At 46.7% G+C, this 21,725-nt stretch carries 22 protein-coding genes and 1 other annotated feature; all 22 genes read right to left on the reverse strand.

The window, feature by feature from the left end; translation table 11 throughout:
• Positions 1-8 precede the first annotated feature (8 nt).
• Positions 9-446, reverse strand: coding sequence for an ACT domain-containing protein (locus ACYCS5_RS08195; RefSeq protein ID WP_013311587.1), 438 nt, complete (start codon positions 444-446; stop codon positions 9-11).
• Positions 447-603: 157 nt separating this feature from the next.
• Complete coding sequence (obgE, locus tag ACYCS5_RS08200; RefSeq protein ID WP_039272573.1) at positions 604-1,914, reverse strand: GTPase ObgE; 1,311 nt, start codon at positions 1,912-1,914, stop codon at positions 604-606.
• Between the two features lie 13 nt (positions 1,915-1,927).
• Positions 1,928-2,665 (reverse strand): Spo0B domain-containing protein, encoded by a 738-nt coding sequence (locus ACYCS5_RS08205; protein ID WP_459760915.1) that lies wholly within the window; start codon positions 2,663-2,665, stop codon positions 1,928-1,930.
• A gap of 146 nt (positions 2,666-2,811) precedes the next feature.
• Positions 2,812-3,129: a 50S ribosomal protein L27 gene (gene rpmA / locus ACYCS5_RS08210; RefSeq protein WP_039272574.1), complete on the reverse strand. Its 318-nt coding sequence runs from the start codon at positions 3,127-3,129 to the stop codon at positions 2,812-2,814.
• Positions 3,130-3,134: 5 nt separating this feature from the next.
• The gene (locus ACYCS5_RS08215) at positions 3,135-3,473 is read right to left on the reverse strand and encodes a ribosomal-processing cysteine protease Prp (RefSeq protein ID WP_013311591.1); all 339 of its coding nucleotides are present in this window, start codon (positions 3,471-3,473) and stop codon (positions 3,135-3,137) included.
• Positions 3,474-3,486: 13 nt separating this feature from the next.
• Complete coding sequence (gene rplU / locus ACYCS5_RS08220; protein WP_013311592.1) at positions 3,487-3,798, reverse strand: 50S ribosomal protein L21; 312 nt, start codon at positions 3,796-3,798, stop codon at positions 3,487-3,489.
• A gap of 13 nt (positions 3,799-3,811) precedes the next feature.
• Positions 3,812-3,899 (reverse strand) — a sequence feature (ribosomal protein L21 leader region).
• Positions 3,900-3,997: 98 nt separating this feature from the next.
• Positions 3,998-5,182 carry an Rne/Rng family ribonuclease gene (locus tag ACYCS5_RS08225; RefSeq protein WP_459760916.1) on the reverse strand — a complete coding sequence of 395 codons (1,185 nt, stop codon included), beginning with the start codon at positions 5,180-5,182 and terminating at the stop codon, positions 3,998-4,000.
• 47 nt (positions 5,183-5,229) lie between these two features.
• On the reverse strand, positions 5,230-6,108 hold the full coding sequence (locus ACYCS5_RS08230; RefSeq protein WP_459760917.1) for a M50 family metallopeptidase: 879 nt from the start codon (positions 6,106-6,108) through the stop codon (positions 5,230-5,232).
• Positions 6,101-6,946 carry a peptidoglycan DD-metalloendopeptidase family protein gene (locus ACYCS5_RS08235; protein WP_459760918.1) on the reverse strand — a complete coding sequence of 282 codons (846 nt, stop codon included), beginning with the start codon at positions 6,944-6,946 and terminating at the stop codon, positions 6,101-6,103. Before ACYCS5_RS08235 ends, ACYCS5_RS08230 begins: the two co-directional genes overlap by 8 nt.
• A 341-nt stretch (positions 6,947-7,287) precedes the next feature.
• Positions 7,288-8,085, reverse strand: coding sequence for a septum site-determining protein MinD (gene minD / locus ACYCS5_RS08240; protein ID WP_013311596.1), 798 nt, complete (start codon positions 8,083-8,085; stop codon positions 7,288-7,290).
• 3 nt (positions 8,086-8,088) lie between these two features.
• The gene (locus ACYCS5_RS08245) at positions 8,089-8,751 is read right to left on the reverse strand and encodes a septum site-determining protein MinC (protein ID WP_029518422.1); all 663 of its coding nucleotides are present in this window, start codon (positions 8,749-8,751) and stop codon (positions 8,089-8,091) included.
• An 82-nt stretch (positions 8,752-8,833) separates the two neighbouring features.
• Complete coding sequence (gene mreD, locus ACYCS5_RS08250; protein WP_459760919.1) at positions 8,834-9,364, reverse strand: rod shape-determining protein MreD; 531 nt, start codon at positions 9,362-9,364, stop codon at positions 8,834-8,836.
• Positions 9,364-10,185, reverse strand: a complete 822-nt coding sequence (mreC, locus tag ACYCS5_RS08255) for a rod shape-determining protein MreC (protein WP_029518420.1) — start codon at positions 10,183-10,185, stop codon at positions 9,364-9,366. Before mreC ends, mreD begins: the two co-directional genes overlap by 1 nt.
• A gap of 55 nt (positions 10,186-10,240) precedes the next feature.
• A complete protein-coding gene (locus tag ACYCS5_RS08260) occupies positions 10,241-11,275 on the reverse strand; it encodes a rod shape-determining protein (RefSeq protein ID WP_013311600.1) in 1,035 nt (344 codons plus the stop codon).
• Positions 11,276-11,381: 106 nt separating this feature from the next.
• Complete coding sequence (gene radC / locus ACYCS5_RS08265) at positions 11,382-12,074, reverse strand: RadC family protein (protein ID WP_340886238.1); 693 nt, start codon at positions 12,072-12,074, stop codon at positions 11,382-11,384.
• A 13-nt stretch (positions 12,075-12,087) separates the two neighbouring features.
• Positions 12,088-12,696: a Maf family protein gene (locus ACYCS5_RS08270; RefSeq protein ID WP_459760920.1), complete on the reverse strand. Its 609-nt coding sequence runs from the start codon at positions 12,694-12,696 to the stop codon at positions 12,088-12,090.
• Positions 12,697-12,718: 22 nt separating this feature from the next.
• The gene (locus ACYCS5_RS08275) at positions 12,719-12,961 is read right to left on the reverse strand and encodes a DUF4321 domain-containing protein (protein WP_023989955.1); all 243 of its coding nucleotides are present in this window, start codon (positions 12,959-12,961) and stop codon (positions 12,719-12,721) included.
• 120 nt (positions 12,962-13,081) lie between these two features.
• Entirely contained in the window at positions 13,082-14,302 is a 1,221-nt protein-coding gene (locus ACYCS5_RS08280; RefSeq protein WP_459760921.1) for an SPOR domain-containing protein, read from the reverse strand.
• A 166-nt stretch (positions 14,303-14,468) separates the two neighbouring features.
• On the reverse strand, positions 14,469-15,848 hold the full coding sequence (gene murC, locus ACYCS5_RS08285) for a UDP-N-acetylmuramate--L-alanine ligase (protein ID WP_013311605.1): 1,380 nt from the start codon (positions 15,846-15,848) through the stop codon (positions 14,469-14,471).
• Between the two features lie 6 nt (positions 15,849-15,854).
• Positions 15,855-17,231: a bifunctional folylpolyglutamate synthase/dihydrofolate synthase gene (locus tag ACYCS5_RS08290; RefSeq protein WP_029518417.1), complete on the reverse strand. Its 1,377-nt coding sequence runs from the start codon at positions 17,229-17,231 to the stop codon at positions 15,855-15,857.
• Between the two features lie 36 nt (positions 17,232-17,267).
• Entirely contained in the window at positions 17,268-19,934 is a 2,667-nt protein-coding gene (locus ACYCS5_RS08295; RefSeq protein ID WP_029518416.1) for a valine--tRNA ligase, read from the reverse strand.
• Between the two features lie 409 nt (positions 19,935-20,343).
• Positions 20,344-21,669 (reverse strand): LysM peptidoglycan-binding domain-containing protein, encoded by a 1,326-nt coding sequence (locus ACYCS5_RS08300; protein ID WP_069011265.1) that lies wholly within the window; start codon positions 21,667-21,669, stop codon positions 20,344-20,346.
• Positions 21,670-21,725: the final 56 nt, after the last annotated feature.

The following is a 21,725-nucleotide window of genomic DNA, read 5'->3' on the forward strand; positions in this document are numbered from 1 at the left end:
GTATTGCCTTAACCTTGCCCAATCAGGCGAACACGTTTGACTCCAGAGATATCTTCCAAGCCCTCCAGTAGAACACCCAACTCTTCACTGAGTCTGGACATTTCTACCGAGATGACTACGTTGGCTCTGCCTTGCAGTGGAATACTTTGCTGAATCGTCAGCACATTGCCTCCGAAATCTGCCACTCTGCCAAGTACCCTGGACAACATTCCGGATTGATGTTCCAAATCAATAGAGATATTAACAATTCGCTCACGCTCCAGCTGGTTAACCAAATGTATGCCATCCTTATATTTATAAAAGGCGCTTCGGCTTAGCCCAACTTGCTCCACGGCATCATGCACGGTTTTAACATCTCCTGAAGCCAGCAGCAGTTTCACCTGTATGGTCTTAACAATAGCTTCAGGCAAAATATCTTCCCGTACCAAGTAATAGCGCTCTTTCAAGAACGTCCTCTCCTCAAAGACTTATGTTTTTGTATAGAGGACATTATATCGAAACTCATGAAAATCGGCAAGCAAACAATGCAAAAAACGGCTACTGCCTTCTATAGAGTTTCCTATAGTACAGTAACCGTTCAGGTTTTAGACCTTTATTTGAAATTTAGTAGTAGCTGCTGCCTTCAACAAATTCGAACTCGAAATCAGCAATGCGTACAGATGTACCATCTTTGGCGCCACGCTTGCGTAACTCAGCATCCACACCCATGTGACGTAACGTTCTTGCTAATTTCAAAATGGCATCATGCGAGTTCAACTGCATGCGCTTCATCATGCGCTCAATTTTAGGGCTCTGCACCACGAATGTGTCGTTTTCACGTACAATTGTAAAGCCCTCGTCTTCTGCTGTATCCAGCTTAAATACCTTACGTTCATTAACTTCTGCTACTTCCTCAACAACCGGCTCGTCCGGTATTTGATCCAGCAAATCAGCAGCCCGGTAGAGCAGTTCCTTCACACCTTGACGTGTCAGTGAGGAAATAGGCATGATTTCAAGATCAGGACGTATAGAAGCAATCTGCTCTTTGAAGTGAGCCAGGTTTTCTTCAGCTTCCGGCATATCCATTTTATTGGCCGCCACAATTTGCGGACGCTCAGCCAATGCTGCATTATATTGCTTCAATTCGTCGTTAATTTTAGTCCAATCTTCAAACGGGTCACGTCCTTCGGAGCCCGCCATATCCACGACATGAATAATAATACGCGTCCGCTCAATGTGCCGCAGAAATTCATGTCCCAGCCCAATACCTTCATGAGCCCCTTCAATCAAACCAGGCAAATCCGCCATCACAAAATTACGATGATCACCCACATCCACAACGCCCAAATTCGGAGTAATCGTTGTAAAGTGGTAGGCCCCAATTTTCGGTTTTGCGGAAGATACAACCGACAACAAGGTAGACTTTCCTACACTAGGGAACCCGACCAAACCTACGTCAGCCATTACTTTTAACTCAAGCGTGATATAACGTTCTTGTCCCTCAGCGCCGTTCTCAGCCAACTCAGGCGCTGGATTACTCGGCGTAGCAAAACGGATGTTCCCGCGTCCTCCGCGTCCTCCTTTAGCTACGACGACTTGTTGACCATGACGTGTCATATCTGCTACTACTTCACCAGTATCATCATCTATGATGACCGTTCCCGGTGGTATACGTACGATCATGTGCTCCGCATTGGCTCCGTGTTGGCTTTTGTTGCGACCTTTTACTCCACGCTGGGCTTTAAAATGCCGTTGGTACCGAAAATCCATCAAGGTACGCAAACCCTCATCTACACGGAAAATTACATCTCCACCGTTCCCTCCGTCACCACCACCTGGGCCACCTTCAGGAACGTATTTCTCACGACGAAACGCAATTAATCCGTCTCCGCCGTCTCCGCCTTTAACAAAAATCTTCGCTTTATCTACAAACATGGTTACACCTTCCTTATGTCTGGCACTGCATCCGAATTTGAAGCATTTCGCCCGTAGGGAGCTTCTCTGTTCGAATGCGTTCACTTCCGGGTACGGATCTGACCCGCTTAAGGATATTCAAATCCGCAGGTATGTCACTTCCTTCAAAACGGACGATAACATCATTCTGATCCATACCGAAATAAAGTGTCAATCTGCGCACTTCTCCCCAGGACGACCGGCCCCCGCCATATTGATACGCACGCACCGTTTCTATGACGGCCGAGGCAAGCGACTCGCCGTCTTCGGGAGACATGACAGCGTCTAACTTTAACTGCTCCTCAACCTGTACCGACAACTGTAAATTACCGGCGTTCACCCGAAAAGACTGTAAATAAAACACCAATGAGGGAATACCCAACTTAGATATTTTACTGTCTTCCGCCACGCGCCCTTTTATTGTTTCCACATAATCAACAGATTTATCATGCTTATTCATGCGAATATATCCATAAAGCACCTGCAAGTCATTCATCCAGTCATGCCGATGATGGTTAAGCATTGCAATCGCTGTACGTTCAAAAGAACGCAAAGCAGCTTTCCGCTCATACTCAACCTGTCTATTCGTATACCACATACCAAAACATGCAGCAACTACAGACCATACTGCTAATAAGATAATCGTTAATACTTCGGGATAGAGCAGTGAAAAAACCAAAGGAATCAGAATGGAACCCAACGCCAGATAAGGCGCTCTTATCCGCTGGAACATGGCTTCTCTCCGTTCTGCGATAATTAAATGGATTATTAAAGAACCTTAATCCAGTATAGCACAGACTAACTTTCCAGTTCATTACCATCATGCAAAAAAGCCTCCGACAAAAGTGCCGGAGGCTTTTCAGCGTGTCTAAGCCGCTATTAAGCTTCTACAGTAGCTGCTACTGGAGCAACGTCGATCGGGTAGATGCTCACCTTTTTGCGATCACGGCCCCAACGTTCGAACTTCACAACGCCGTCCACTTTCGCGAACAGGGTGTCGTCCTTACCGATGCCCACGTTCGTGCCCGGGTGAATTTTCGTTCCGCGTTGACGAACCAGGATGCTACCGCCGGTAACTGCTTGACCGTCAGCACGTTTCACTCCAAGACGTTTCGATTTACTGTCACGTCCGTTTTTTGTGGAACCTACACCTTTTTTCGATGCGAATAATTGAAGATCCAATGTCAATTTCAACATGATGTCTACCTCCTTCTTTGATTATTTTCTATTTGAATATACTTACCGTATGATTCAGCAATACTTGTCAGCATAATCACCATGGACTCCAACAACAGTTGAACCTGTGCGTTCGCATCATGATAACTTTCAGGAGAAAGATACGCGCTTAAAAAGCCGTTTTCCATTTCCGTTTCCATCTCAACGTCCGTAAGAGCTCCAATCGAATTGACAGTTCCTACTGTTACCGCCGAAACGCCAGCACATACGATATCCTCGCCAGATTTAGCGAAATTTGCATGTCCTTTAACGGAAAACCCCTGTATGCTGCCATCCTCCAGTCGTGTAATACGCACGATAATCACTTATCGCACCCTCTTACGCTTGGATTTTTTCAATCGTCACTTTCGTGTACGGTTGACGATGACCTTGCTTCACATGGTAGTTCTTTTTAGGTTTGTATTTGTATACGATGACCTTTTGACCTTGACCATGCTTCTCAACTTTAGCTGTTACAGAAGCTCCAGAAAGAAGCGGTGTACCTGCTGTCAAGCCATTGTCGCCGGACACTGCCAGAACACGATCGAACGTTACAGTTTCACCATCATTAGCTTCCAGCTTCTCGATGAACAATACGTCGCCCTCTTGAACTTTGTATTGCTTACCACCTGTTTCGATAATTGCGTACATTTGCTTGCACCTCCTTATGTCTCAGACTCGCCTAATTGCAGGTGGCAGATTCCCTTAGGATACTGCACTTCAGTACCTGATTGGAGCGGTTACAGCATGTGCAGCCAATCTTACGCATCACACATACTAAATGATTGTAGCACAAGCTTTATACACATTCAACCTTTAGTTTTAAAATGATTTTGGGTTACGCATCGCTCTACACGAGCGTCTTTTCTTCACGCACTTTTTTGCGGGTCATTTCCAGCAAACCTAACCGCGTCCAACCGACAACATAAGATTTGGTCCGATCCTTCTTCAATCTTGCTTCCAGCACAGAGGATACTTCCCGACGGTTCTCCTCTTGTTCCATGTCAATAAAATCAATGATGATGATACCACCAATATCACGAACACGTACCAGGCGAGCAATCTCTTTAGCTGCTTCAATGTTAGTCCGGGTCACCGTCTCTTCCAGATTACTGCCTCCCGTAAACTTTCCCGTATTCACATCAATAACGGTTAATGCCTCTGTATGATCAATGACAATGTATCCACCGCCCTGCAGCCATACCTTTCGCGCAAAATCGCGTTCCAGCTGCTCATGAATGCCATAAGCTTTAAAAATCGTTTCTTCTGCACCACGAAATATACTTACATGAGCTTTCGCAGGACCAATCTGTTGCAGCATGATTTCTGCATCCTTTGCTTGCTCTTCACTGTCAATAACCAGTTCATCCTGCTCAGGTGTAAACACATCCCGAATCAATCGCTGAACAATACTTAAATCCCGGTGTAATTCACACGGAGCCGAGTATTCACCCGCTTTACGCTGAATAGCCGTCCACTGCTTACGCAGTTGATTCAGATCATTTTCAATCGCATCTATACTCATGTCCTCCGAAACGGTACGGATTATGAGTCCTTCCTCACTTGTGCGTAGCTGCTCTCCCATTGCTTTCAAACGGGTGCGCTCGCCCTCACGTTCGATCTTCTTGGATACGGCCACATAATCAGCACGGGGCATATATACGATCCAGCGACCCGGAAGTGAAAAATGAGTGGTGACCCTGGCTCCTTTGCTACCAACTGCCTCTTTTAATACCTGTACTACAATTTCCTGCCCCACCTTTAACACTTCAGAAATGGATGGCTTTACCTCCGGCTGCTTGTCCAAATGAGCATGAAGTACGTCATCTACGTACAAAAAGGCATTCTTTCGCTGTCCAATGTCAACAAAGGCGGCTTGCATACCTGGTAGCACATTGACCACCCTCGCTTTGAAAAAAGAACCTAGAATCCCCCGTTTTCGCGGTAGTTCAGCCGCATATTCAACCAATCGTCCCTCTTCCAACAGCGCCATTTGGGTCATCTGCTGCTGGCATTGTACAATCATTTGCTTCATGGTTTTTCAACCTCTCTGGATACAGCCTCTTTCTTACTCATAAAACATTATTTAGGCTTGGGTTCTCCACCATCTGGCGGGCGTGTCGCAAAATAAGAGCGAATAAGGCGTTGCTCCGGCAGTACGGCTACAATTCGTCCCTGTTCATTCATAACATAAACCATATGATACCGATCTCTTCTGAAAAGACGCAAAATAGGCTCCAAATGTTTCATTGGCAGGGATACAATAGGTAAGGCAATACTTCCCTTAGCTATTTCGCGGTAAAAAAGCTCGTCCCTCCCCAGCAAAAACCGTATAAAACGGTAAGGGATATTCCGATAATCCACAATATTAGAATAAAGCAAAAAAATCCCTACCGCCAGCAGATTTAAATGCATAGGCCCATTTTGCCTTAACAACGGTGAAATACCATACATACAAAATAGCAGACTCGTTACGATACTGGCCCTAAAGGTCCACACTAATGTGCGGTGATAAGAAAAGGATAAACTAATCATTGCCTGCAATATTTTCCCACCATCAAGTGGTAAAATGGGCAGCAAATTAAACAGTGCAATAACTGCATTCCCCTGAATGATATAATTTACATAATCATACTCCGGTCCACTCACATTTCTGAACCATAAAAGGATGATGATCATGATTCCGTTTTGCAGGGGCCCCGCTAGCGCAATGACAATCTCCTTCCACGCATTGAGCTTCCCCTGATCTTCAATGACCGCCACTCCTCCAAAGGGTAACATCTGTATGGAAAGCACCCGCGCGCCTAACAACGAAGCAGCTGTCGCATGACCTAGCTCATGAATAAACACCAATGTAAATAAAGTAATGATCTCGATAAAATGTCCCGTTATTATAGAGGTCAGCATAACCAATACAAACAGTGGATGTAGTGATAAGGTCACCCCTCGGACATTAATCAAGGGCTACCACTTCCGACGGGTCAATGTAGTGATCCCCTCTCTGAACTGCCAAAAATAAAGTTGCCGCCTCGCTGCCGCTGCGACTTGCTGGCAGCACACCGATCTCATCTCCCTCCTGAACCCAGTCGTTCACTTTTAAGGTAGAGCGGGAAAGCCTCCCGTAAGTTGCTGTGATACCGCCAGTGTGTCGAACTGTAACCGAAATCCCGCTTTTGGGATGATTTAATATGTCTAATACTCGTCCTGCATCTATACTTTTAACAGCGATTGGCCCGTTGTCAGTGACATTCGGCGTAATTTCTACCCCTTTCAGGCTCAGTACAAAAGGCTGTGTTATAGTGCCTTCGATCGGTGGAGAGCCCTTTCGATTTGCGGCTACCTTGTGCGTTTCATGCTCCTCGCCAAAAATCGGCAAAAAGGAAGGAGCTCCGTCAAAATAAGTTTCATACCATTGTCCGACGGCTGCAAAATCCATATCCTTATTCAAGGCATCCGCAATAAACATTCTCAAATTCACTGCATAGGGAATATCCCAACGAAACATTCCCCATACCATTCCAAATAACACCGTTGCTATGACTGATCTTCGCCAAAAGGAAGTCCAAAAAGACGGAGCACGATTCGCCCCAAAAGATTGCTGCCAGTGTTGCCGCTCATTTTTCCACTCCGTTTCTGGGTCTCTGGACGAGTTGGCACTGACTATAGGCATCGACCTCATATCTTTATCCCCGTGCCTGTACTGATATATGCCAGAGGGATACGTCTCCGCTTTGCTTCCCGCGATTAGCTGCTGTATACGTTCTTCTCTGCGCTGCTTGATTCCGGAATTTTTATTCATCCTGTTCAGCCCCCTCAGCGAGGTATGTTTGATACATCTTATGAGGACGGGCTTCAACTTATGTTGTCCCGTTCGGGAATAAGTACCTAAAAATCAAAAAAAACCGGCGCTAACGCACCGGATTTGTTTTGTATTTATAATATTTATGTAGTGACCCTAAATTTTGTGAAGCCGTATTATAGGAATTTAAAAAGACAAACCAAAAACACTTAAATAAGATTATTACTTATTTAAGTGTCTAGTATTACAAATGAATACTACTACAGCTCCTACCTTAGAACCAATGGAAAATCACTTAGGAAGTGTGGAAGCAATTTACCAGCCATAACTTCCGGTTTTCCTCATCCACCCATACCAAAAAACTTCTTAAAACGTGTCATCACGCTTTTCTTCTGGTCTAGCTGCATGAGGGGCACTGTATCGCCCAAAATCCGTCTCGCAATGTTACGGTAAGCAATCGCGGCCTGTGAATCTGGATTCATAACGGTAGGCTCCCCTGTATTAGCTGCTTTAATTACCATTTCATCATCCGGCACAATCCCAATAAGGTCTATGCTAAGCACTTGTAAAATCCCATCAATATCCAACATATCTCCGGATTTAACCATGCTATTGCGAATGCGGTTAACCACCAACTTGGGTGATATCACATGTGAGCTTTCCAGTAAACCAATTACCCGGTCTGCATCGCGTACGGCTGCATTTTCCGGAGTAGTCACAACAATAGCCTGATCCGCCCCAGCAATGGCATTTTTAAAGCCTTGCTCAATACCCGCAGGGCAATCGATCAATATATATTCAAAATCCTTTTTAAGCTCCAAAATAATATCCTTAACCTGCTCCGGCGTAACAGCACTCTTGTCCTTGGTTTGAGCGGCTGGCAGCATATACAGCTCCTCAAAACGCTTGTCCTTAACCAGTGCCTGATTTAAACGGCAACGACCTTCCGCTACATCAACAAGGTCGTAAATAATTCGGTTTTCCAGACCCATCACAACGTCTAGATTACGCAAACCGATATCCGTATCCACCAAACATACCTTTTTGCCGAGCAGTGCAAGCGCTGTTCCTATATTGGCTGACGTCGTCGTTTTGCCGACGCCGCCTTTTCCTGAAGTGACGACGATAGCCTCTCCCATGTGCTACACCCCTTTGAACACGTTAAAATCGCGGCCCAGACGCACAATATTGCTCATTTTATCTATTTGCATAGCGCCATCCTTGAGATACGCAAATTCCATACCGGATTCACGTGTCTCCCATTCGTCTGGTGGACGGCTGATCATTTCGGAAATTCGCAGCTGTGTCGGTGCAAAATAGGAAGCCGCTATAATCGCTTCACTATTTCCCTCCATCCCTGCATGCGCCATGCCTCGCAGAGCGCCGAGGACATAAATATCACCAGTACATGTTATAATTCCACCCGGGTTTACATCTCCCAAAAAGAGTAGGTTCCCATTGTGATGAAGCACTTGACCAGATCGGATAATCCCTGTCACCGTGTGAATAGGGGGCTTTCCCTGCACTTCCACAGGCAGTCCAGGTGATTCTACAGACCTGATGAGCAGATTCCCCTTTTGCTTCAAAATCTCCAGAATACTTTCCTTCTGTTCCTCTGTCACTTCTCGGCTTCCCAGCTTAATATCCACATGAATGATCGGGCCTGTTAAAATATTTTGATGACTGTGCTCCAGCTTAAAACGCAGCTCACCCAGCAAATTCTCAAACTCGCATTGATCGTCCAGCAGGAATACCAGGCCATCTTTGATGCCTTTAATCGTGACATGATTCGATTTCACCGCCATTAGCCTGTCCCTCCTATCTCAATCATTTCGTCCCCGGGACGTCAAATCCCTGCTAACCCGGACAAAATGTGTGTAAAAAGACCTAGACAGCCTCTTCCTTTTTCACACGGATACCCAAACGCTGCAACTGCTTGCGAACTGGGACATAAATGATGAGGGCGAACAGAAAATGGATAAATAAATCAGGAATTATATACTGAGCAAGTGCCCAATTGAAAGTCTGATGATTCAGCTGGAACAGCTGGTCAATGGCAAAAAGCATAGAATCCAAGAGGAAACTACCAATCAACACGGCTGCCATCATAATGGGCATCTGCGCACGTCGAGCTGTAAAAACAAGCCCCAATAAGTATGCAGACAACCCCATTGCAAAAGAATAAGGCCCAATGATAAACCCATAGAACACTACATCATGAATAAGTCCAAAAACAATACCTAGCACCAATGCTGTATGACGGCTGTAATACACAGACACAAACAAAATCACGACATACACAAAATTCGGAACCATTCTTGAATGCCAACTATCCGGAAGAAGCCATGGAAGAATCGTCCCTTCAGCTATAAACAGTACAAACAGCAGCAGTATTAGAACCTGACCGCGCATCTTCATTATTCCGGTACCTCAGGAGTGTAGAGGATGAGCAGTTCTTTCCAATCCACAAAGCTGGCTGCCGGTTTAATAATCGCTGTCCGTGTTTTGCCAAACTCCCCAACCTGAATCTTCTCTACCGTTCCAACCATTAGGTTTTTGCGGAATTTACCACCTGCGCCAGATGTAATAATCTGATCACCCTTTGCGATTGGATCTTTTTCCTCAATGCGAGTCATTTGAAATCTGTTCGTACCCGGATCATAGCTTTCAATCATACCAAACGATTGATTTTCCTTGCCCAAGACTGTCGCTGCAATAGCATAAGAATTCGGATTTTTAGGATCCAATGTAGTCAATAGGGTAACGGTGGACGTAAAATTCCCCGTTTGACTAATGACTCCTACAAATCCTTCAAGCGAACTGACTTCCTGACCAACCTTCGCTCCGTCCTTCTCACCAATATCGATCACAAGCGTTTTGGAATCATTGCTGACGCTGTTCACTTGAGCAACACGATAATCATAATTATTTTTCGCCTTTTGCGTTTGGGTGAACTTCAGTTCATTCTGCAGTCTGGCATTTGTTTCAACATAATTATGGGTCTGAATTTGGTCACGAGTCAGCTTTGCCACAGCAATTTTTAACCGTTCATTTTCTTCGTAGATACTGCGCATATTCCCGATATCTTCAAAGAAGCCCGCTATTGCAGAAGCGGGCCTGTAAAAGATACCTTGCACAAAGCCAATCGAGTCTCTGGCGAACTTCTCGGGCCAGGTTAAGGAATTCCTCTGTCCAAGTGTAATCCCCATAAGGGCAATAAACAGAACGATTCCAATCAATAGAACAAATAGTCTTTTATTGCCAAGCAGCTTAAACAGTTCCTACACCCCCGATTCAACGTTTGGAACGGACGGCAGAACTGCTGCGCGATTTGAACAAATGAATATTTTCCAACGCTCTGCCTGTGCCGATTGCCACACAATCTAGAGGATTTTCTGCTACGATCACCGGCATTCCGGTTTCACCTGCCAACAGCTTGTCCAGGTTACGTAGAAGTGCTCCACCGCCAGTAAGTACAATACCTCTATCCATGATATCCGCTGCCAATTCGGGAGGGCATTTTTCCAGTGTTACTTTAACCGCATCCACGATTGCATTGACTGTATCCGATAATGCTTCACTAATTTCATCAGAAGTAATCGTGATCGTCTTTGGCAAACCTGTTACCAGATCACGTCCGCGGATTTCCGAGGTTTCCACTTGCTCTAATGGCATAGCTGAACCCACTTCCATTTTCAGTTGCTCTGAAGTCCGTTCACCAATCATCAGATTGTATTGGCGCTTCACGTATTGGATGATGGACTCGTCCATTTCATCGCCAGCGACACGCACGGAGCGGCTTGTTACAATCCCACCCAGGGAAATGACTGCCACCTCGGTTGTACCTCCACCGATATCGACAACCATACTGCCTGTAGGCTCCCATACAGGAAGATCAGCGCCAATTGCTGCTGCAAACGGCTCTTCTATCGTATATGCCTCTCTTGCGCCTGCTTGCTTCGTCGCATCTTCAACGGCACGCTGCTCCACCGCAGTAATGCCCGAAGGCACACAAACCATCACGTTCGGATGGCGTGGAAACAAAGAGCGTTGGGCTTGCGCCTGACGGATAAAATATTTGATCATCGTTGCTGTCGTATCAAAATCAGCAATGACACCGTCCTTCATCGGACGAATCGCACGGATATTTCCCGGTGTGCGACCGATCATTTTTTTCGCAGATTCACCAACAGCCTCAATGGTTTTTGTATCTGTACGCAAAGCGACTACAGATGGTTCACGAACCACAATTCCTTTACCTCTTACGTATACAAGCGTGTTTGCCGTCCCCAAATCTATTCCCAAATCTTTTGTAAAGCCACCCAGCATGATGTAATCTCCTTTTCTCTTCCCTGAAATCTGTTATCCAATGTATAAGCGGTTTATTCAGGCCGGATTATCCGGTCGTGTTTAAATGTTTGATTTAAATATTATATTATATCAGACCTTGTTCCTTCAAACTTACAAAGATCCCGTCCCCGATCACTATATGATCAAGCACGTCGATACCCACGATGTTGCCCGCTTCCATCAGGCGGCGAGTCAACTGGACATCTTCGGGGCTTGGCTTCGGATCACCGCTCGGATGGTTATGAGCGCAAATTATTGAAGCACTGCTGCATTTGATTGCTGCCCGAAATACTTCACGTGGATGCACGATGGCAGAATTCAGGCTACCCATAGATAGTGTTTCCTGAGCAATGACATGATTTTTAGTGTTAAGGAACAAGCATACAAAATGCTCTTTCTGCAAATAACGAAGCTGCTCAAACAACAGATCTGCCACATCCCGCGGGCAACTAATCACCGGGGTCTCCAAATGGCGAGACAAAGCTAATCGGCGCCCCAGTTCGATACCCGCTTTTAACTGTATCGCTTTAGCATCCCCAATGCCCTTAATCTGGGTCAACTCGCTCAAGCTCATATCCACCAGTTGACGCAAATTTCCTGCCTGCTGCAAAATACGCTGCGCTAAATGCACCGAAGACTCATTTTGCGTTCCTGTACGCAGCAATATTGCCAGCAACTCCGCGTTGCTTAAGGCATCCGCCCCATATGTCATCATGCGCTCTCTTGGTCGTTCTTCATGGGGGAGGTCGCGAAGCATCAGTATTGGCGACTCCAGCATATGTTTATCCCCTTTATGGACGCAACACATTCACTCCAAAATCGGACAGCATGTCCGACAGCAAGGAAAGCGGCAATCCTACGACGTTAAAATAACAACCCTGAATAGATTCCACCAGCGTAGCACCCATGCCTTGAATGCCATACGCTCCTGCCTTGTCAGACGGTTCACCAGTATTCACGTATGCCACAATTTGCTTTTGACTCAGAGGCTTCATTGTAACCTCCGTTTGGCGATGTCTGACAAGCACTTCGCCGGTTCCGGTATGTATGCAGGCTACCCCGGTGTACACCCGGTGTGTCCTTCCCTGCAATGCAGTCAGCATGCGAACTGCGTCCGCATGGTCGGCTGGCTTGCCCAATACCGAACCATCCAGCACGACAATGGTATCACTGCCAATCACCAGTCCGGCTTCCTTCGACTGAGTGACGGTGTTCACGACCGCTTGGGCTTTGCGTGCCGCAAGGGTCTCCACGATTTGCTGAGGCGTCCAGCTCTCAGGCGTGCTCTCATCCGCATGACTTGGCACCACCTCAAAGGGGAGTCTCAAAAATGCGAGCAATTCCTTCCTTCTTGGTGAAGTCGATGCCAAAATAATGCGGGGCGTAATTTTCCCGTCCATAAGGGAAGCTCCTTTTCATCAGTTAGAGCCTGCGGTACAGCCAGAACGCGGCAATGATGCCGATCAGACTAAGCAGGCTCAATTCAAAATTTATTGTTATGTTGTAGCTGATAATATCCAGGTCCGCTCTCGGCGACCAAGATATCCTAGTGGGGTGGGTCAGAAAAGAAAGGAATTTGATCGATTGAAGGGCTTTGGCAATCCATGCACCCAAGAGCCAACCGAGCAATAAAAACAGTATAAGCATTCCTACATTTTTTTTCATCTGATCTTCCCTCGCCATTTTTTGACACCTTCATTATTATACGGTGATTTGTACTGCAATACAAACAGAAATCCGGCATGGGGAACTATTTCCAGTTCCTTGCCGGAAAATATGGTTAGCCTATTGTTTTATGAATTGGATAAATTCCCTCTCACGCAAAACATATTCCATCATGGAGGACTGAATCTCCCAAATGTGTTCCTTGGCTGAATTCTTATTATATTCCCCAAGTGCAGAGATCGCGCTGTTCATCGCCTTTTCAAGTGAGGTTGCGGAGGCAACCGCTTCCTTCGGAAGACCACTGGGAAGTACAGTGATATTTTGTGTCCACTGCTGATGCAGGTCGTTCAGCTCCTTCATGTCGGAGGCTGGCACCGTATTCGGACCTCCTTCTCCGAGCAAGTTTGAGGAAAGTCCGCTCAACTTACCCACCAATGAGCTACTTAACTGAAAAAAGCTAGTGAGTTTATCACCTTCGCCTCCGTAAGCCGCTTTTTCAAATCCAGGCAATTCAAGCTCACGAACATACAATTCGACTCCTTGTGTTTTCAACTGATTGCTGAGCAACTTGGCTTGCTCCCTATCCGGTGATATTCCTGCATATACCCGGTTTTGGTCCTCGGTATCCCCTCCTGCTGCAATACCTGCCTTTAACAGTTCTTCTTTTGCTTGTAAGGCCCGTTCTGGTGTGCTGAAAACCCCATATTGCAACAAATAGTAGGTTTGAGGTGGTACCTGAGCCTCTATGACAGTGACAGGGACAGAATTCTCTTTTGCAGATATTGCATCCACACCAACAGATTCTTTAAAGACCGGTACAGCCTCCTCTACTGAAGGATCTGATCCCGGAACCATGCCTCCTCCGTTAAACAGTAACAACATAATATATCCAAACATGCCTCCGGTCACCAGTGCGCTGGCTACAGAGCCAACCAGTTTCCATCTAGAAGGGTGGGGCGGACGTCTTCTGTACTCTTGACCAGAATGATAAGCTTCCTCATCCTCTTCCAGGCTATCCGGTAGAACTTCCGCATCTGACCAGGAAGCCGCCGAACGACCAAAGGGGTCATCCCATCCCTCTTGTACTCTTAATGTCGGAGCAAAACGCCGACTTGAAATGCGTTTATTCCGATTCTCAGGTTCTTTGATCTTTGATTCTTGCGTAGTTGCAGTATTTTTCTCCATTCCTCTGTTCCGTTCCGTTTCTTTATGCGGGTTATCAGTTTCACGCTGTTCGTTCGTAATCGACTCGTTTTTGTACGGAAGCACCTGTAGCTTATCCTCCCGGCTTGTCTCCGGCAACTGTTGGTCGAACCGGAATGTCATCTTGGTCTTGTTCATGGATGCACTCCCTCCTTGTCCCATACTTCCTCATAGTCTGTTGTATGAGTCAAGCTAAGAATATATGCCCCAGCATTACAAAAAAGGGTATCCCGAAACACAGTCGTGTTCGGAATACCCTTAAATAATTGTAATTCATTGGTGCAACAGCTCATTATTATACGGTTTACACTTGCTGTCCGCGAAGATGGCGCGCTAACGCGTCACCTGCTTTCCAGATATCTCCCGCTCCCATCGTCAGCACAAGATCACCCGGCTGTAATCGATCTTTCAACTCCTCGATCACAGCTTCTTTGGTCGGCAAGTAGATTGCATTAGCATTGCTGTTTTGGACGATTAAATCCACGAGCTTGGAAGAATGCACGCCTTCAATCTGTTTTTCTCCCGCTGGTGAGTAAATATCGGTAATGATGACTTCACTAGCCTCGCTAAACGCGCGGCTGAACGCATCGAGCAGGAAAAAGGTGCGGCTATAGCGTTGCGGCTGGAATACAGCAATAATACGCTTGCCCGTCGCTCTCGCTGCGCTAATCGTAGCCTCAATCTCTGTTGGGTGATGCGCATAGTCATCAATAATCAGTATGTCATTGCTTTCACCTAGTACTTGAAACCGACGCTTCGCTCCGTGAAATTCCACAATTGTAGCAGCGATTTGATCGAATGGAATCCCTGCTTCCAAACATGAAATTACAGTCGCCATCGCATTATACATGTTATGTTTACCCGGCACTGATAGTTCGATTGTTCCGAGTGCTGTTCCCTTACGGCTCATAGTGAAGCTTAATCGACGGTCACCTAATTGGATATCTGTCGCCATATAATCCGCTTCATGCTCCACTCCATAAGTAATGACCCGAGTCTGGAGTTGAGGCAGCATTTCCCGGATGTTCTGATCATCTGCGCATACAATAGCCGCTCCATCCGGTCGAATTTGACTCAAAAACTGTACATAAGCACTTTTCAGACGATTAAAGTCGCCATCGTAATTTTCCAAATGATCTGCTTCAATATTGGTTACGATGCCTTGCCAAGGATGATATTGCAGGAAAGAACCATCACTCTCATCCGCCTCAGCAACGACAAACTCGCTTTTACCTGCTTTGGCATTCGTCCCCAAATTCGTGATTTCGCCGCCAATAATATACGTTGGATCAACGTTACATCTCTCCATAACCAGAGCGATCATGGAAGAGGTTGTCGTTTTACCGTGCGCACCCGCAACAGCTATTCCCTTACGTTCGTTAAGCAAGCGAGCCAGCATCTGCGAACGGTGCAGAGTTGGAATATTCAATTCCTCCGCTGCCACCCGCTCCACATTGTCACGTGACAATGCTGTTGAATAGACGACGATATCCGCGCCTGCAATATGCTCAGGCGTGTGTCCAATATATATTTTTGCGCCTTTTGCCGCCAGTTTTTCTGTCAGCTCCTGTGATGCCACATCTGAGCCAGTCACGGTATAACCCATCTCCAGCATGACCCGAGCAATCGCGCTCATCCCGTAGCCGCCGATACCGATAAAATGAACATGTTCCGAAGTAATCAACAAATTTCACCAACCTTTTTCCGAATCGGTTTGATACATAAGGGTAGCCCGTACATCCGCAATAAGGTACAGCGTGCCGGACACCACCCCCAGATCTTCCGCTTCCGTATGTGATTGAAACAGGCCAAGAGCCTTTTTCCAGTCACCTTCTACAATTATTTTTAAATCCGTTTTGGCATAAGACGGCCGCAGCTTCTCCACGAGATGAGCCAATTCAGCGGCATTCATTTTGCGCCGAAAATCGGGCTCGGTCAGGATAAGCGTATCCACTAGTGGCAGTATATGCTGCAAGTATGCTTCATGATGCTTGTTTGACAGCATCCCCATCATTAAAACCAATTTTTTGTACGAATACACTTGAGGAAGACTCTTGGCCAGCGTCTGTGCTCCTTCTGGATTATGAGCCCCGTCAAGAACAATTCTCGGTGATGTACTGACTTGTTCGAGACGCCCTGCCCAGGCAGTTTGCCTAAAGCCCTCCAGCAGTTCTGCATCATCCAACACAAAAGCCATATACTGACGTAGGACCTCAAGTGCCATCATAGCTCCTGCCGCATTAGAACATTGGTGCTCGCCTAACAACGTGATGTCAATTTCCATATGTCGGAAGGGCCCCGCGAATGAAAAGGTTTGAGCTGTTTCATCTCCGTTTAGCCGTTCATACGTAAATTGTTCTCCTGCCAGGTACAAGGTAGCTCCTTGCTTTGTCGCCGTTTCACGTATGACCTGAATAGCCTCGGGTTGGGAAACACAACTGACGACAGGTACACCCGGTTTGATGATACCGGCTTTTTCCCTTGCAATCTGTTCGAGCGTATCTCCCAAAATATCCGTATGGTCATAGCCGACATTTGTAATAACCGAGAGGATTGGATTCACGATATTAGTTACATCCATCCTTCCCCCAAGACCTGTCTCCCATACCACAACATCTGGGAAAGATACCGTAGCATAGTATAAAATAGCCAACGCTGTCGATACCTCAAACATTGTAGGTGATCCCAATTCACTATCTGCGATTTCTTTCACCAACGGATACAAGCGATTGGCAAGCAAAACCAGCGTTTCATCGGGAATATCGGTCCCATTGAATTGAAAGCGGTTCGTAAATCGGGTGATGTACGGAGACGTAAAAGTCCCGACATCGTACCCACATTTAAGTAGCACAGAGGTCAGAAAGGCACAAGTCGAGCCTTTACCGTTGGTTCCCGCAATATGCACAAATTTCAGATGTCGTTGCGGATCACCCAATTTACTCATTAGTTGTTCAATTCGTTCCAGTCCAGGTCTGATACCAAACGGAATCAAGCCGTTAATCCATTCCACTGCCTCATCATAGCTTTGTAAAGGAGCCGTATCTCCGCCCCTGATCGTATCTGACATCCTCTTCACCTTCAGGTCATTTTATTGTGAGTGAAATTATCCCTTGAGTTCTTCAATACGTGCGATAACTTTAGCGCGCTTATCTGAGTAATCGGCTTGCTTGGCCTTCTCTTCCTCGATGACTTTAGCTGGTGCCTTCGCCACAAAGCCTTGGTTAGATAACTTTTTCTCCACGCGCTCCACTTCACTGTTCAAATGCTGAAGTTCTTTTTCCAGTCTGCTAATTTCCTGGGCAATATCAAGCAGTCCGGCCAGCGGCAGGTACAACTCTGCGCCGCTAACTATAGATGTCATCGCTTTATCTGGAACGGTGAACTCTAATCCCGCGTCGAATTCAGACGTATTACAGAATCTACGCACATATTCCCCATTGCGGTTAATGATATCGAGAACGGCTTGATCGCCGGGTTTTATGAGCAACTCAATTTTTTTACTCATCGGCACATTGACTTCAGCACGGATATTGCGCACAGCGCGAATTACGTCGATCAGCAAATTCATTTCTGCAACTGCATCCTTATCCTCAAAAGCCGGATCATAAACAGGCCAAGCGGCCAGTGTAATCGTTTCTCCCTCATGTGGAAGATGCTGCCATATTTCCTCAGAGATAAACGGCATGAACGGATGAATCATGCGCAGCGTCCGGTCCAATACATATGCAAGTACGGACTGCGTTTTCTTTTTCGCATCTGCGTTGTCGCCATATAGGGAAAGCTTCGCAAACTCAATGTACCAGTCGCACAAATCATCCCAAATAAAGTTATACAGAAGGCGGCCTGTCTCGCCAAATTCATAAGCATCTATTAGACGCGTGATGTCGCGTGAAGTTTCGTTTAGACGATGCAGAATCCAACGATCAGCGGTGCTCAGGTCACCAGTAATGTCTATATCTGCCGAAGTGACGCCTTCCAGATTCATCAGCGCAAAGCGTGACGCATTCCAGATTTTATTGGCAAAGTTGCGGGCCTGCTCCACCCGCTCCCAGCGGAAACGAAGGTCTTGCCCAGGCGTGCTACTGGTGGAAATCATATAACGCATGGCATCGGTACCATATTGGTCAATCACGTCGAGCGGATCAACACCGTTGCCGAGGGATTTGGACATTTTTCTACCGTCCGCATCACGAACCAACCCGTGCATAAGTACGTCCTTGAACGGAATCTCTTCCGTAAACTCGAGTGCTGTAAAAATCATACGCGATACCCAGAAATAAATAATGTCATAGCCTGTAACCAAGACATTAGTCGGATAGTAGCGTTTGAGGTCCTCTGTCTGCTCAGGCCAGCCCAGTGTCGAAAACGGCCACAAAGCCGAGCTGAACCAAGTATCCAGCACATCCTCATCCTGTTTTAGCTTTCTGCCAGCATACTCAGGCAAAGTTGTAGGGTCCTCCGCCGATACAATCACTTCTCCGGTATCCTCATCGTACCAAGCCGGAATACGGTGTCCCCACCATAATTGACGGGAAATACACCAGTCACGCACATTTTCAATCCAATGCAGATAAGTACGTTCAAAGCGATCCGGTACAAAGTTTACCCCGTTGCCAGCCTTCTGCACTTCAATGGCTTTAGCTGCCAGAGGCTTCATTTCCACAAACCATTGTGTGGACAGATAAGGTTCTACAACTACACCTGTACGCTCGCTGTGGCCTACTTGATGTACGTGCTCTTCAATACGAATCAGTACGCCCTGCTCTTTCAGATCAGCGACGATTTGCTTACGGCAATCGCTACGATCAAGGCCCTGATATTTGCCTGCTTCGGCATTCATCGTTCCCGTTTCGTCCATCACTGTAATTTGTGGCAGCTGGTGACGTTGTCCCATTTCAAAGTCATTCGGATCGTGAGCCGGTGTAATTTTAACCGCGCCGCTACCGAAATCTTTATCAACATAATCATCCGCAATGACCGGAATTTCCCGTCCGATGATTGGGAGCACAAGCGTTTTGCCGATCATTTGCTTGTAGCGTTCATCTTCCGGGTGTACAGCTACAGCTGTATCGCCCAGCATCGTTTCAGGACGTGTAGTGGCTACCGTAATAAATCCGCTACCGTCTTTCAGTGGATATTGCAGGTGATACAGATTTCCGTTCACCTCTTTGTATTCCACCTCAATGTCCGATAATGCAGTACGTGCAGCAGGGTCCCAGTTTATGATGCGTTTACCGCGATAAATCAGACCCTTCTTGTACAGTTTAACGAATACCTCGCGTACCGCTTGGGACAGTCCCTCATCCAGCGTAAAACGCTCACGAGAATAATCGAGAGAAAAGCCCATCTTTTCCCATTGGTTATGGATATTATCTAGGTAAAGATCCTTCCACTCCCACACTTTCTCCAAAAACTTCTCGCGGCCCAAATCATAACGTGTCAGGCCTTCTTCACGCAGCTTTTGCTCTACCTTTGTTTGGGTAGCAATACCCGCATGGTCTGCCCCTGGCAGCCACAAGGCATCATAGCCCTGCATCCGCTTGGCGCGAATAATAATATCCTGCAAAGTAAAGTCAAGAGCATGTCCAATATGCAACATACCTGTAACATTCGGTGGTGGAATAACGATTGTAAAAGGCTCTGCCTCTGGATGTTGCCCAGCGCGGAAATAGCCCTTCTCCATCCACGTTTTGTACCATTTTTGTTCTGCTGATTTTGGATCGTACGTTGTTGGCATTTCCAAGGTTGTCTTGTTGTCTTGTTCTGACATATCAGGATACCTCCATGATTTTTCAATTGGCAAATAAAAAAAGCCCTTCATCCTCAAAGGACGAAAGGCTGTTCTCTCGCGGTACCACCTTTGTTTCACCCCTAGTGTATGTATCCACTGATCCATTACACATGGTGTGACACTTTATGCAGATAACGGTTGCGGACCGGCCTTATTCTACCGTGAACCTCTTATCTTCCGTAGGAATTAAATGAGGAACCGTTCAAACAGGCGACTCCCGGGTGACTTCGGCCAGTAGCTTCCTGCGGAACCTCACAGCGCTGCAATTCCACTCTCTGAAGGGCTTGCTGCCTACTCTTCCCGATCTCAGTCTTTCAATAACTATACCACATCATACATTTCCCATTGACTATAGTCAACACCCGCTGTGCATTTTTCAGCAACCGGATCAAGGGATGTACAATACCTGTCCTTCTTCCACATGATGCTCCGCCAATCTGTTATACAGTTGAAGCTCACGCGTGCTGAGCTGATAACGGTCAGCTATGGTTTCCAGTGTATCCTCGCGCTGTACTATGCATAACCGCACCTTACGAAAAGGTGTTTCATCTTGTGTATGAAAAAAAAGGTTCTTCCACTTGGCATTCTCCCGCTCTTCTTCGGCTTTCTGATCCTGCGGCTCCTGCTCCAATTGCTGCTGGTATTCCGCTTCTTTCACCGAACGGCTGGATTGGAGCAATGATGAGTAGACAACCGGGTCTGGCTCGTCTGCCTCTTCATCCTTTTTACTGTTAAGCGCCACACGCATCTCTGGCTTATCCTCAGTAAAAGTGTCATGGGCCTCGTGATTCACCTGTTCTGACGCTTCAGGCCTGAAGTCGAAGCTATCTACTTGACTCGCTTCCAACTGTGGCTCCAGATAGACCTCGGACTCCGTAGCAGGATGCGGTTCAGACAGCAAAGGGTCATAATTTACATTAGGAGATGCGGAAGATACTTTGGACTCATTTCCCCCTGCCCATGCTTCCTTTTGCTGAAATCCCCACACTTCCGGAGACCCATGCTCATGTTTGACCTCGGGAGAGTTATCTTCAACTGCTTTGCCCGTCCAAGGCTCATAGAATCGGTTAGGATCTACTGCTGGCTCATAAGCTTGCTGTTCCGACGATGATTGCTGTTCCCCTTGGTCCTCAGACAGCTGTTCCCAGGAAATGGACTCCTGTTGTACTGGCACACTGTAGGAGGTTTCAGGATCTGTAACGTAATCAGAGGTCGAGTCATTGGTAGAATAGGCCTCTGCCTGACGATACTCTTCATCGGCGGAAAGGGATTGAACCGGATGCTCAGGTGCATGCACTACGGTAAATTCTTCATCCAACCAGACCGCCGTCTCTTCCGCGTGCGAGCTTTCCACACCATGCAAAGAAAGAACGCCTGTAATGTTTAGACTACGTAAAGAAAGCAGGTCCACATCAAAATTTTCAATCTCGACAGAGATATCTTCCAATCTCCCTACGCGGTTTAGCGGAATGGTAATTTCCACAGGGATCAAATGATGAAGCTCGCTCGTGAACTGTTCAGGTGTGCGGTACACGCCCTCCAGCAGCAAATGCCCTCGCAAAGCGGCATGGTCGCCGTGGGTTACAACCTGAATGCGTGGCAGAAGCTCGATTTCCTCCAACTCAGCAATCCCGGCAGCTTCCTCCGTCAAATGAATGCGTTCATAAATATCAAAACGCAAGCCTTGCGGCTGATCATTCTGTTGTTTGTTCAAGGATGGCATCCTCCTTTGGGCAGTCTCCGCACATCCTCTGACTTCTGGTCAGGCGC

It is taken from the genome of Paenibacillus sp. SEL3 (genome assembly GCF_054602585.1).